Genomic DNA, 13,350 nt, shown 5'->3' with positions numbered 1-13,350 from the left:
TGGGTGTGTGGACCCTGATCTTCGTCACTTTCTCCGGTGTCATGGCCGCCGGAATCATCAACCCCAAAGAATCCGAGGCCGCTGAGCAGTCAGTGTCCGCAACAGAGGCTTCCCGCACCCTGGACAGGGTCAACGAGGAGTTCCCTGCGCTGGAGAACAATCCGGAGGTGGCAGACACCCTGCAGCTGGTGTTCGCAGCTCCCGGCGGTTCTTCGGTGACCGATCCGGGCACCGCAGACACGATCGACGAGATGCTGGCCCGGGCTGCGGAACTGCCTGGTGTGACGGCGGTGTCGGATCCTTTGGACCCTGCCGCCCCGAACGTTTCCCCGAGCCAGTCCGTGGCGGTTGCCACGCTGAGCTACGCCGAGCTGGGTGACACTGCGGAGAAAACAGAGCTGTATGAGGCCGCACTCGAGCTGCGCAACGACGCCCCCGAGGACCTGCGGGTCGAACTGGGCGGGAACCTCCTGGACACCAGCGCACCCCACTCCGGTCCAGGGGAGGCGGCCGGCGTCCTCGTCGCCTTTGTCGTGCTCCTGCTCACCTTCGGGTCCCTGCGTGCCGCCGGGTCCAACCTGCTCATCGCAGCCGTGGGCACCGGAGTCGGGGTGCTCGGGGTGCTGGCTTACGGCACGATCTTCCCGGTCGGTGACACCGTCATCATCCTCGCCGCCATGCTGGGGCTGGCTGTCGGCATCGACTACAGCCTGTTCATCATGTCCCGCTTCCGCACCGAGCTGCGCGAAGGACGAACAACGGAGGACGCTATCGCCCGTGCCACCGGCACGGCCGGCACAGCCGTCGTCTTCGCAGGCCTGACCGTCCTGATCGCCCTGGTCGGGCTGAGCATCGTCAACATCACGGCCATCACCGAGATGGGTATGGCAGCGGCCTTTGCTGTCCTCATCGCCGTGCTCATGGCCCTGACGCTCCTGCCGGTCTTCATGCGCATCATGGGCCGCCGCGCTCTGCCCCGCAAGGAACGCCACCTTCCGGAGGGCACGGTCACGGCTCAGCCCGGGGTGGCACGTAAGGGTTTCCTGCACAGCTGGGCGAAGACGGTCGTCAAGCGACCGATCCTGTCCATTCTCGGCGGAGTCCTCGTGCTCGGCGTCGTCGCCGCACCCGTGCTGGATCTGAAGACCGCCTACAACATGCCCGGTGGCCCCGATCCGCAGTCCACCGAACGTACTGCCTACAACCTTGTGCTGGACGAGTTCGGCGGCACGCAGAGCCCGCTGCTCGTCTTCGCCGAAGGGGCCGACATCGACGCGCAGCTGCCGGCCATCCAGGAAGAACTCACCGCCATGGAAGGCGTCCAGCAGGTCGTCCCCGGACAGGTCAACGACACCAATGACGCCACTTTGCTGACCGTCATACCGGAGGGCAGCCCCATCGACGACCAGACCAAGGACCTGGTCAGCACCATCCGCGATGACACAAGTCTCTCCGGCGTCACTCTCCAGGTGACTGGTGAGGCCGTGATCTACATCGATGAGGACGCCGAGCTGAACCAGGCGCTGATCCAGTACCTCGTGGTCATCGTGCTGCTGTCCCTGGTGCTGCTGACCATCATGTTCCGCTCCCTCGTCATCCCGGTCATCGCCACCCTCGGATTCCTCTTCTCCGTCGCAGCGTCCTTCGGCGGCAGCGTCGCGGTCTTCCAGTGGGGCTGGCTCGATGCGATCATCCCCGCGCCCCAGGGCGACCCGATGCTGAGCCTGCTGCCGATCCTGCTCGTCGGCGTCCTGTTCGGACTGGCCATGGACTACCAGGTCTTCCTGGTCTCCCGCATCCAGGAAATGCACTCCAAGGGCATGAGCCCCAAGGACGCCATCGTCGAAGGATTCACCCGCTCAGCCCCCGTCCTCGTCGCGGCCGGCACCATCATGGCCGTCGTCTTCGCCGGCTTCGCCTCAAGCACCATGGCCATCGCCGCCTCGATCGCTTTCGGACTGGTCGTGGGAGTCATCGCTGATGTGTTCATCGTCCGCCTGATCCTGATGCCCGCAATGCTCTCCCTGCTCGGCAAGAGCGCCTGGTGGATGCCGAAGTGGATGGACCGCATCATTCCGAACATCGACATCGAAGGCCACGCACTCGAAACCACCGACAACAAGACCGGCACCACGGAGAACAGCAGAAAGGACGAGCTGGTGAATGCCTGATCACACTTCGTTGGTGGACCTCGGTCGGATGAGGGAGGCTCTGCTTGCGCAGATAGTCAGTCACAGGTGATCTGCAGACGATCCGTGACGAGGAAGAAGGCAGAGGCGCCGTCCGGAGCAATCCGGACGGCGCCTCTCGTGATACGTCTCGGCCCCGGCCGGGCAAGCAGCTGACGGCCATCTCCAGCGGCACTGCGTTGCCCCAGGAAGCCGGGAAGGCGAACTCCCCGGCACCAAGGGCTGAGGCCGCCACAGGCTGAGCAACCATCACCGGGCTCCGTGTTCCCCCGAACGGTCGCAGCGACCGCCCCCGGGTGAGAACCACGCCAGCCCCGTTACCTTCTTCCCAGCTTCTCCGTCCAGCAGGATGGAGGGGTGCTGACCGGCCGGTCCTCGGCATGATCGTTTGCCCCCAGTCGTCGATGATCCGGGGGGTGTTGTCACCGTGGGCCGGTCCGGTGGTCACGGATCGCTGATAGAGGCACGACCCGCCTGTGGCTGGGACCTTCGTAACGTGGATGCCGAGCGTGACCACCCTCCGGCCGGCTGGCATGCGCTGTGGGCCCAGGTCGAGGAGGAAACCGCCATGGAGGAGCAATCACCGGCCGTGTTCATCGGCCTGGACGTCGGCAAGTCCGACCACCATGCCGTGGCGGTGACAGGTGCCGGGAAGACGGTCTACGACAAGGCCCTGCCCAACGACGAGGCCCGGCTACGGGCCATCCTCACCGACCTGCGGGATGCGCATGGGCCTGTGCTGATGGTCGTGGACCAGCCGGCCACCATCGGGGCGCTGCCGGTGGCCGTGGCCCAGACGACAGAGGGGGTCGCCGTGGCCTATCTGCCGGGGCTGGCGATGCGCCGGATCGCCGATCTGCACCCGGGCACGGCGAAGACCGATGCTCGGGACGCGTTAATCATCGCCGAGGCGGCCCGGACCATGCCGCACACCCTGCGGAGCATCCGGGTGGATGAGGCCCAGATCGCGGAGCTGGCGGTGCTGGCCGGTTTCGACGACGACCTCGCTGCGCAGATCACCGCCACTTCTAACCGCTTGCCGGGCATGCTCACCCAGATCCACCCCGCCCTGGAACGGGCGCTGGGACCGCGGGTGACGCACCCGGCGGTGGCCGACCTGCTCACCCGCTACCCGACCCCCGCCAAGCTGGCCGCCGCCGGCAGGGGTCACGTGCGGGCACGGTTGCGCAAGCATGCTCCGCGGCTGGCCGAGCCGTTGACCGAGGAGATCTTCACCGCCCTGGGGCAGCAGACGGTGGTGGTGGCCGGCACCGAGGCCGCCGCCACGGTGATCCCGATCCTGGCCGGGCAGCTGGCCGCCCTGATCCACCAGCGCGCCACGGTGGCCGCCCAGGTCGAGGCCCTCGTGGAGGCCCACCCTCTTTGCCCGGTCCTGACCTCGATGCCCGGGGTAGGGGTCAGGACCGCCGCGAGGATCCTCACCGAGGTCGTCGGCAAGGACCTCGCCGATGCCGGGCACCTGGCCTCCTACGCCGGATCGCCCCGGTCACCCGTAGGTCGGGGACCTCGATCCGCGGCGAGCACGCCGCCAAGGGCGGGAACAAGAGGCTGAAGCGGGCGCTGTTCCTCTCGGCCTTCGCCTCGCTGCACCACGGCCCTTCGAGGGCCTACTACGACCGAAAACGCGCCCAGGGCAAACGCCACAACCAGGCGATCATCGCCCTGGCACGACGCCGGACCGACGTCCTCTTCGCCATGCTCCGCGACGGAACCCTCGACCAGGACCCCACCGAGCCTCAGACCCCGTCACCGGTGGTCCTGGCAGCTTGACAGAAACCATAGAGGCACCCCCCAGCAGGGAGTGCCCGATCATCCGCTACCCGGATTACCGGGTCACCCATGCCCCGTCCTAACCGATCACCCGAGGGGCTCACCCCCATGGGCGTGAACGGTCCCACCGCAATCAGCAGAAGGACAAGTCCATGACCACCGATGCGCACCCGCTCCACCGGACCATCCCGGCCCACAGCGCCCGCAGCACGGTCGAGCAGTGGCCGAGCCCTCCCGGGTCCGCCGAGGTAGGACGGCGACCCACCGTCTCCCCCGCCCTCCTGGACCAGTCCGGAACCCGACGGCGGTCGGGAGCTGTCGCAACGGTTCCGGAACCTCCGTGCCATGAGCATCCGATGGCCACCGACACCGGTCGTGATTATCTGCTGTGGCGTCGCCTGTTCGGTCTTCCTCTGGTCGTGACATCGACCTTCGCGCTGCTGACCGTGCTCACTGCAGTCGTGGCCGGATTGCCGCTGCGCGACCCCGACGGATTCCTGGGGCCCAGCTATCTGCGCCTGCCCCTGATTGTGGTCGCGATGATCGCCCTGGACCTCTTCCCGCGCGTGCTGCGGCAACGACCCGCTCCCCGGCACCTGCTCCCCAGCGTCGTGAAGGCGTGGCAGACACGGTGGACCACCTCCCGCCTGGCGGTCGCCGCAGCCGGGCTGGCCAGTTTCTATCTCGCCTACGTGGCCTACCGCAACCTCAAGAGCTACCTGCCCTTCCTGCGCGAGCAACTGCTCGATCCCGCGCTGATGGCCACCGACCAGTGGTTCGCCGCAGGGCTCTACCCCGCAGACGTCCTCCACCACCTGCTGGGCACCGGGCTCAACGCCGAGATCCTCTCCGTGGTCTACATGGCCTTCCTGGGCTTAGTTCCCGTCTCCTTGACCGCGGCCCTGATCTGGTCCGACCAACTGACCCGCGGCGCCTGGTACGTCACGGCGCTGTGCTGGAACTGGATCCTCGGGACCATCACCTACTACGCCGTCCCCTCTCTGGGGCCGGTCTACGTCCGGCCCTCCGTCTTTACCGACCTGCCCGGCACCGCGGTGGCGGACCTGCGGGACTCCCTCCATGCCAACCGCCTGGAAGCCCTCCCCGATCCCCACGCCACCGAGGCCATGCAGGGCATCGCTGCCTTCGCCTCCCTGCAGGTGTCCATCGTGTTCACCGCCGCACTGATCACCCACCGCACCGGCGCCCCCCGGCTGGTACGGATCGCCATGTGGACCTACCTCCTGCTGACAGCTGTGGCCACCGTCTACTTCGGATGGCACTACCTCATCGACGTCCCCGCCGGCCTGGCCGTGGGCGCGGCCTCGGTGTGGTTGGCCATACGAGCCACCAGAGCATCGACGGCGCCAGTCACCACCGCCCCCGGAATCGCACCCACACCGCTGCCGACCTGACCCGGGCACGCACCGGCCGGTCCCAGGGCTCCACGGACCGCGCCCGGTTGGGCCTACTGCATCGACAGTAGGAACCGACAGTCCGCACAGACGACGCCCGCAGCACCGAAGTCCGAGAGGCTTGCCCCATGACCTCACACCTGCTCACCCCCACACCTGCGACCGCGCACCCCACGACCGTGACCCCCGCGCCTGCCCCATCGCACCGGTTGCCCGCCCCGGTGCCTGGGCGAGCCACGCCGCCGGCATCTCATGGGGGGCGGGCGGCGGTGGTGGTGAACCCGACGAAATTCCACCGGACCGGTGAGCTGAGCCGCTTCCGTACCGAGGTGGACGCCGCGTTGGCTGACCTGGGCTGGTCCTCCCCGCTGTGGCTGTTCACGACCGCCTCCACCGGCGGAACCGACCAGGCGCGAGAAACCGCTGCCGCCGGCGTCGACCTCGTGCTGGTCGCCGGTGGCGACGGCACCATCCGCGCCGTCGCCCAGGAACTGGCAGGCTCCGCGGTACCGCTGGGACTGCTGCCTGCAGGCACCGGGAATCTGCTGGCCCGCAACCTGGGCGTGCCGCTGGGCGACGTCGCAGCCGCGGTGCGCGTGGCCTGCCGGGGCGTGGACCGTCGCCTGGACGTGGGACGGCTGGAACTGGACCGCACCGGTCAGGGCACCGACTGGGAGGCCTTCCCCTTCCTCATCATGGCCGGAGCCGGATTCGACGCCGCCATGATGACCGGAGCCGGCGAGCAGCTGAAGCAGCGACTGGGGGCGGCCGCCTACATCGTCGCCGGGATGCGTGCGCTCCGGCGGCCGATGACCCGCTCTACCATCTGGCATGACGGCCAAGAAGTGTCGAGCCCGGCCAGCCACGGCGTCGTCGTCGGCAACTGCGGCACCCTCACCATGGACCTGTCCTTGATGCCCGACGCCGACCCCGGCGACGGGCTCCTCGACGGCGTGGCCCTGCTCCCCCACAGCCGCTGGGACTGGATTAGGCTCGCCTGGGCGGTCGCGACCTCCAACCACCGCCCCCACCCGCTCATGCCCCGATTCCGCGGACACACCCTCGAGTTCCACAGCCAGAGCCCGCAACCGGTCCAGGTCGACGGAGACGTCGTCGGGGAAGGCCACCGCATCCGCCTGCACATCCAGCAGGAAGGACTCCTGGTGCGCTGCCCCACCGCCACAAAGGCCCAGTCACGCCTCGATCTCGCGGCATGACCCGGACAGCGGCCCTGCCCATCAGAGTCGCCGGACCCGCCGTATCCACCACATCGGCCATGCGAAATGCCTCCTCCCTTCCCAAGGCATCGTTGACACCCTCCGCTCAGCGCGCAGGAGGACACTTGAACCCCACCGACTCTCCCACTCCGATGGCAATCCGGATCCAAACCAGCCGGGACACCATGGGCGCTGAAAACGCGGCCCTGCGGCCAGCTTCCGAGAACGCGGCCTCTTCGAAGCAGATGACCGGCACGCACCCCATGGTCATGGACCGGCACACCTGACACTCCATTCCCAGCGGCATCCGGGCCTGGCCCGGCCGCACCCGCATCGTGGTGACCTCAGCCCGCGAACTCGTCGACGAGGGTGCTATGACGGCCACAAACCTCGAAGAGTCCCTGGCTCTCGCCACGTACGCGCCGGGCGGGGAGAGGGTCTGGGTGGTTGCCGGCCCCGGCCTGGACCAGCAGGTGCTCGAGGACCCCCGTCCGACCGAGGTGCACGTCATCGCCGTGGACTCCCCGCTCGAGGACCGTGAGCTCGCTTTGGAGATGCGCGGTACATAGGCATCCTCCGAGGTCGCCGCCCCCACCCGCTCCCGCAGCGGTCACCTCTATCGCTTCGACCGGCGCACCCGCTGCTGAGGTCCTGGCCCCGGAGGCTGAAGAACCACCACACCGCCAGAGCAGTTCCACCACACACCGTCGAACACGACAGCACGACCCCCCGCAGACCTGCGCCCCACGATCAGTCTCAGGCCCCGAACCCGGGTCCGTGCCGGCCCCCGCGCAGGCCCGCCCCACACCGACCTCAACACAGTCACCGACGTGGATCGCATCGTGGTGGACTTGATGCGCTGACCAATCACCCACGACGGACCCCTGCAGAGCCAGGAACCGGTGGCGATCATCCAAGCCGAGGAGCGGCCCCCTCCTCGCTCCAACCCCCGCGCAACCACTTCCGGGACCGGGCTCGCTCCGCTGCACAAAAGTGTTTGGGGTCCAGGGGAGATCAGCGAGCTGTCCGAATGCCCCGCCCTCAGGGTCGGCGAACAGCACGTACCGATAGGGACGTACCCGCCACCCCTGATGCCTACGAACGGGACAATGCCATCGCTGCCGATGGGCGCCCGGCTACTGCCGATGCAGTACACCGGATCAGTCCTCGCGCACGACGGCACAGCGACGAGACGAGGGCACCCTAGAACTTGTAGAGCTCGTCAGAGCGGTGAAGCCCGAGACGAGCAACGAGACAGGGAAGGACCCCACGATGACCCACCGACAGGACCGAAAGATCGTGGCCGCCACCGACGCCGCCCCCGAGCAAGGCATGCGCGCCGCAGGAGGACCGCCGGTGACGGCACCATCCCGGTGCACGCACCATGGCGAGGCCGGCGCCACCAGAAACAGCACGAGCCGCACCTCAGGAGTAGCAATGTCCACCATCGACCTCACCGACGCTGTCGAGGCCGCTGCCCGCGCCCAGTACGAACGGGCCATGGGACTCCACCCTGCATACCGGACGTGGGCCGAGTGCACCGAGCACGAACGCACCGCCTACCGCACCGCGGTGCGTCCCCACATAGAGGCTGCGGCCCCAGTCATCGCCGCACGTTCCCTGCAGGACGCCGCCGCCGCGTTCCGCACCATCCGTCCCGCGGACAGTGCCGCACACGCAGTGGACTACCCCGCCGTGGAGTTGCAGGCCATGGCCTACCGGCACACCATCGCCGCTGAGCATCCGGTATCTGCTCCGGCACCTTCGGGGGTCGCGCCGGCGGAGTTCTTATCAGAGGCGGCTCCGGCAGGCGTGCGCGGTCGTCTGCTCAGCGCCCTCCGTCCAAGGCCGACCATGCAGGCCGCATGAGGGACCGGGATCCGGCATGAGGGACACGCCCCACCCGGCCGGGTGGGAATCGGGAACCACGCCAGGACCGTAGCTCGCTCAGGAACCCCAACTGCAACGTCGTTCCCGTGGGCAGTGTCCGGTAGCCGGCCATATGTAAAGCGGTGGGCTGAGCCGCAAGCGGGAATTCGGTGCCCGGTCCCGGATGGCATGGTCGCTCTGGTCCCGTCCCACCTTCCCGGCCTCGACGCCGGTTTGTTTAAGCGCCGATGCTGAGACTAGGGGTCGGTGAGACCGGCCGGTACGTGTGAGCAAACCAACGGTCTCCCGCTGAGGAGTTTGGCCGCAGTCGGTGATAAACCGAAAGGGAGGGTCCGTGCCAGCCACCGTGCCGCTGGCCGCCATCATCCTCGTGCTTCCTTGACCCATCGCCATCTGCATTTGTTCCCGTTTGCCCTCTGGAGCCCCCTGTGAGCCTGCAGCAGTCCTTCGACGACCCGCACCGTCCCACCACCGACACGACGGTGCGGGTCTTTCCCAACATCGCGCCAACCCCCCGATCGCCGGAGCCGACATGGTGGAACAACCCGGCCGCGATCGCACTGATCGGCATGCCCCTGTCCGTGGGCCTCACCTGGCTCCCCTGGCTTCCCCCAATTCTGGGTGTGGTGGCCATGCTGAGCAGTTTCGCCGTGGCCGTCTGCGCAGCAGTGGCTCACTTGACCTGGCCCGAAAGCCACGTCAAGGCATTGGCAGAAGGCGCCTGGGTGGCCCGGCAGTGCGGCTACCAAGCCGCCGTCAGCGGCCACGAGCTGCACTGGATGGATAATGACGACACGATCAAGCACGCCACCGTCGTGCGCGGAAGCACCGGATGGGACCTCATCCTGACCGACCAAAACACCAGCATCAGTGTCGACTGATCAATTCCTCAATCGAATCCGCGACTAATACAGGTCATATGTAGAGTCGAGCCCCTGAAGTGCTGACGCGCCACCCAGAGAATCCTTAATTTCATGTCCGCATGGACCAGGCGGCCTCGCAATAGCTGTGCCATAAACAGCCAGACACGGTGATAGTGGCTGACCCGCTTCCAAGCTCTCGGATATACCTACTTCGTCTTGCCTGTGCGCAGGCGCGGCGTGCCCTGCCGTCGTCGTGGCGCGTTATTCAGAGAGCATCGAGACCTGTCACATGCTCGAAAATCAGACTGGTCTGGGTGGCAGCCACGATTGGGTTCGAGGACAGGTGTTCGAGCACGAATTGGCGGATGTGGTCGGTGTCCCGCGTGATGACGTGAATCAGGAAGTCGTCCACTCCGCCGACGAAGAAGAACTGGGTAACTTCCGGCACCTTCTTCAAGTTCTCGCCGAAGGCGGCCATTTGCTGGCGAGCTCCGGGGCGCAGGCGCACGCTGATCAGCGCCTCGATGGTCTGCCCCGATGCTTTGGGGTCCACCTCGATGGTGAAGCGACGGATTACTCCGGCCCACTGCAGGGTCTTCATCCTCGCCAGGCACGTGGAGGGGGCCACCCCGAGGTTCTCGCTCAGGGCTTGGTTGGTCATCCGCGCGTTGGCTCGCAGCAGTTCCAGCAGGCGACGGTCGAGGTCGTCGAGCTCGTAGGGCGGGCGTCGATCCTGCGGCGAGGATTGCGTGATGCGGGTCACCTTTTCTACCATTCTGTAGATTTGGCGCGAACTATCGAAGGATCTGCAATCCTACCTCCAGTGATGGCATGAATACGCCAGAATTTCTTCGTCTAGTCCATGTTTCTTCGGAAGGTCCGTCATGATTGTCTCCGTTCCCCGCGAAGTGAAGAACAACGAGTTCCGGGTGGCCATCACCGCCTCGGGCGTGCACGAGCTGGTCGCCCACGGCCACGAGGTCCTCGTCGAGGCCGGGGCCGGGACCGGCTCGGGGATCGACGACGCCGCCTACACCGCCGCCGGCGCGCAGATCCTCGCCGACGCGGACGAGCTGTGGTCCCGCGCCGACATGGTCCTGAAGGTCAAGGAGCCGGTGGCCTCCGAGTACCACCGCTTCCGCGAGGGCCTGGTGCTGTTCACCTACCTGCACCTGGCCGCCGAGCCCGAGCTGACGGCCGCCCTTCTGGAGGCCGGGGTCACCGCCATCGCCTACGAGACGGTCCAGACCGCCGGGAAGCGCCTGCCCCTGCTGGCCCCGATGAGCGAGGTCGCCGGGCGACTGGCCGTCCAGGCCGGGGCCGCGGCCCTCACCGCCCCGGCCGGGGGCAAGGGCGTGCTACTGGGCGGGGTGCCCGGGGTGCGCCCGGCGAAGGTCACCGTCCTGGGCGCGGGGGTGGCCGGCACCAACGCCGCCGCCATGGCCGTGGGCCTGGGCGCGGACGTGAGCATCCTCGACATCGACGTCGACCGGTTGCGGGCCCTCGATGCGCAGTACGCCGGGCGCCTGACCACCATCGCCTCCAACGCCTACGAGGTCGAGCGCGCCGTGACCGAGGCCGACCTCGTCATCGGCTCCGTACTGATCCCCGGAGCCAGGGCCCCGAAACTGGTGAGCAACGCGATGGTCGCGGCCATGAATCCCGGCAGCGTGCTGGTGGACATCGCCGTGGACCAGGGCGGCTGCTTCGCCGACTCCCGCCCCACCACCCACGAGGACCCCACCTTCCGCGTCCACGACACGGTCTTCTACTGCGTGGCCAACATGCCCGGAGCCGTGCCGAACACCTCCACCTACGCGCTGACCAACGTCACCCTCCCCTACGCCGTGGCCCTGGCCGACAAGGGCGCCGAGGCCGCCCTGGCCGCCGATCCCGCCCTGGCCGCGGGGCTCAACACCCACGCCGGGCGGGTCACCCACCGCTCCGTGAGCGAGGCCCACGGCCTGGACTACACCGACCGGCAAGATCTGGTCGCGGTCTGACGGGATAGAACTGAAGTGAACCCCATCGGCCAGGCTCCTCGCGCTTGGCAGCACCAGTATGGGTGCGGGACTTTGACGGGGTCGGCTGAGCAAGGACTCGGCAGAGCTTTACGACCATGACTTCCGCACCGGTCGCCCAAGGCATAACCAGCCGTCTATTGTTGACAATAAGAACGACAGATTTGATGATGAGCTATGACCACATCGAAGCTTGGCCCCGGCAACATCACAGAGTTGGGCCTCGGTGTCCCGGATCGACAGGGCAACGCCGATGTCCGTGCGTCTCTCTTTTCCGCTGAGGAGTACGCACAGCGTTTGGTGATGGTGCGTGAGCGCATGGACTATCAGGACCTTGGCGCCCTGATCGTGACGGATCCCGCGAACATCTTCTACCTCACCGGTTACGATGCCTGGTCGTTTTACACCCCGCAGATGCTGTTCGTGCCGGCACAGGGCGAGATGCTCCTCTATTTGCGGGAGATGGACGCCAACGGGGCCTTCCGCACCTCGTGGCTGCCCCCGGATCAGATCGTCGGCTATCCCGAGCGCTACGTCCACCGTCCCCATCTGCATCCCTTCGACTGGGTGGCGTTCGATCTGCGCCGCCGCGGCCAGATCGCCCCGGCCGCCCGCGGGTGCGTCGGCCTCGAGATGGACTCCCACTTCTTCTCCCCCAAGGGGTACCGCTCCCTGGTCAACGCGCTGCCGGAGTGGACACTCGTTGACTGCTTCGAGCTCGTGAACTGGGCGCGTGCCGTGAAGTCGGAGGCCGAAATCCAGTACATGCGCACCGCGGCCCGGGTCACCACGGTAGCGATGCAGGCCGCGATCGACGCGATCGAGCCCGGTGTCCCGCAGAACCGGGTGGCCGCCCAGATCGCCCGGGCCCAGGCCGAGGGCGTCGACGACGCGTGGGGCGACTTCCCCGCGATCGTGCCCATGCTGCCGACGGGCGCCTCCGCCGACACCCCCCACCTGACATGGTCCGACCGCGTCCTCCGGGAGGGCGACGCCGTGGTCGTGGAGCTGGCCGGCGCGCACCGGCGCTACCACGTCCCTCTGGCCCGCACGGTGATGCTGGGCCCGCCTTCGGACGAGCTGCTGCGCCTGGAGGCGGCCGTGGGCGAGGGCCTGCAGGCCGTCCTCGACACCGTGGCCGAAGGGGTGCCGGTCCGGGAGCTGGCCAGCGCCTGGAACTGGTCGCTGGCAGAACGCGGACTGGAGAAGCACAGCCGGCTCGGGTACTCCATCGGCATCGGTTATCCACCCGACTGGGGGGAGCGCACCATCAGCATCCGCACGGAGGACGAGTCCGTGCTGGCCGAGAACATGACCTTCCACGTCATCTGCGGGATGTGGATGACCGGGTACGGGTACGAGGTCTCCGAGTCCGTGCGCGTCACGCGCACCGGGGTGGAGACTTTCACCTCGTTCCCCCGAGCGCTCATCAGGAAGTGAGAAACCCATGACGACCACCACCACACACCTCACCACGGTCGAGAACCTCGCCGTCAAGCCCACTCACGGGATCAGTGGGGACCCGGGCCAGGGGCTGTTGCCCCTGGCCCGGCGGGCCGACGGACTCGTCGGCTCCGTGATCGACTCCTCCACCTCCCTGCTGGCCGCCCAGACCCACGACATCGTCCGCTTCGCGATGGGCGCCCCCGCCGCCGAGGTGATCCCCACCGCCGAGTTCCGCCGCATCGCCGCCGAGGTGCTCGACGACAGTTCCTTCACCTACGGGGCCACCGAGGGAGAGCCCGGGCTGATCGAGACGGTCGTGGAGCACCACTCCACCACCCCGGAGCCGACCCGCCCCGAGCGCCTCGTGATCACCTCCGGGGGCATGCAGGGTCTCGACCTGGCGTTCAAGCTGTTCGTGGACCCCGGAGACCTCGTGGTGGTCGAGAGCCCCACCTACACGAACGGCTCCGGCACCGCCCTCAGCTACGGCGCGGACCTGCTCGAGGTCCCCGTCGACG

The 13,350-nt window shown here is 67.7% G+C and carries 10 protein-coding genes and 1 pseudogene; 10 read left to right on the top strand and 1 reads right to left on the bottom strand.

All coding sequences use genetic code 11. The annotated features are described in order from the left end of the window. The first annotated feature begins 5 nt into the window (after positions 1-5). The 7 genes and pseudogenes from RF647_RS18265 to RF647_RS18235 all read left to right on the top strand — a co-directional run bounded on the left by RF647_RS18265 (position 6) and on the right by RF647_RS18235 (position 9,383). On the top strand, positions 6-2,171 hold the full coding sequence (locus tag RF647_RS18265; protein WP_368812962.1) for an MMPL family transporter: 2,166 nt from the start codon (positions 6-8) through the stop codon (positions 2,169-2,171). Positions 2,172-2,757: 586 nt separating this feature from the next. Further along, positions 2,758-3,980 (top strand): annotated as a pseudogene (locus tag RF647_RS18260) (IS110 family transposase). Between the two features lie 356 nt (positions 3,981-4,336). Then, positions 4,337-5,395, top strand: coding sequence for a phosphatase PAP2 family protein (locus tag RF647_RS18255; protein ID WP_368812961.1), 1,059 nt, complete (start codon positions 4,337-4,339; stop codon positions 5,393-5,395). Between the two features lie 269 nt (positions 5,396-5,664). Beyond that, the gene (locus tag RF647_RS18250; protein WP_368812960.1) at positions 5,665-6,612 is read left to right on the top strand and encodes a diacylglycerol kinase family protein; all 948 of its coding nucleotides are present in this window, start codon (positions 5,665-5,667) and stop codon (positions 6,610-6,612) included. Between the two features lie 374 nt (positions 6,613-6,986). After that, positions 6,987-7,181, top strand: coding sequence for a hypothetical protein (locus RF647_RS18245; RefSeq protein WP_368812959.1), 195 nt, complete (start codon positions 6,987-6,989; stop codon positions 7,179-7,181). 868 nt (positions 7,182-8,049) lie between these two features. Further along, entirely contained in the window at positions 8,050-8,481 is a 432-nt protein-coding gene (locus RF647_RS18240; protein ID WP_368812958.1) for a hypothetical protein, read from the top strand. Between the two features lie 449 nt (positions 8,482-8,930). After that, positions 8,931-9,383 carry a hypothetical protein gene (locus RF647_RS18235; RefSeq protein WP_368812957.1) on the top strand — a complete coding sequence of 151 codons (453 nt, stop codon included), beginning with the start codon at positions 8,931-8,933 and terminating at the stop codon, positions 9,381-9,383. A gap of 247 nt (positions 9,384-9,630) precedes the next feature. On the opposite strand, the gene RF647_RS18230 is transcribed toward RF647_RS18235, so the two are convergent. Then, positions 9,631-10,128, bottom strand: coding sequence for an Lrp/AsnC family transcriptional regulator (locus tag RF647_RS18230; RefSeq protein ID WP_368812956.1), 498 nt, complete (start codon positions 10,126-10,128; stop codon positions 9,631-9,633). Positions 10,129-10,249: 121 nt separating this feature from the next. Between RF647_RS18230 and ald the strand changes: the two genes are divergently transcribed. The 3 genes from ald to RF647_RS18215 all read left to right on the top strand — a co-directional run. Continuing rightward, on the top strand, positions 10,250-11,368 hold the full coding sequence (ald, locus tag RF647_RS18225) for an alanine dehydrogenase (protein ID WP_368812955.1): 1,119 nt from the start codon (positions 10,250-10,252) through the stop codon (positions 11,366-11,368). Positions 11,369-11,689: 321 nt separating this feature from the next. Continuing rightward, on the top strand, positions 11,690-12,826 hold the full coding sequence (locus RF647_RS18220; protein WP_368812954.1) for a M24 family metallopeptidase: 1,137 nt from the start codon (positions 11,690-11,692) through the stop codon (positions 12,824-12,826). 7 nt (positions 12,827-12,833) lie between these two features. Next, positions 12,834-13,350, top strand: a 517-nt coding sequence (locus RF647_RS18215) for an aminotransferase class I/II-fold pyridoxal phosphate-dependent enzyme (RefSeq protein WP_368812953.1), incomplete at its 3' end; no start/stop codon positions are given.

The organism is Kocuria sp. CPCC 205263, assembly GCF_040981075.1.
GTDB classification, from domain to species: Bacteria; Actinomycetota; Actinomycetes; order Actinomycetales; family Micrococcaceae; genus Kocuria; species Kocuria rosea.
The sequence above is the reverse complement of the archived record's forward strand: the minus strand, read 5'-3'. Positions and strand labels throughout refer to the sequence as shown.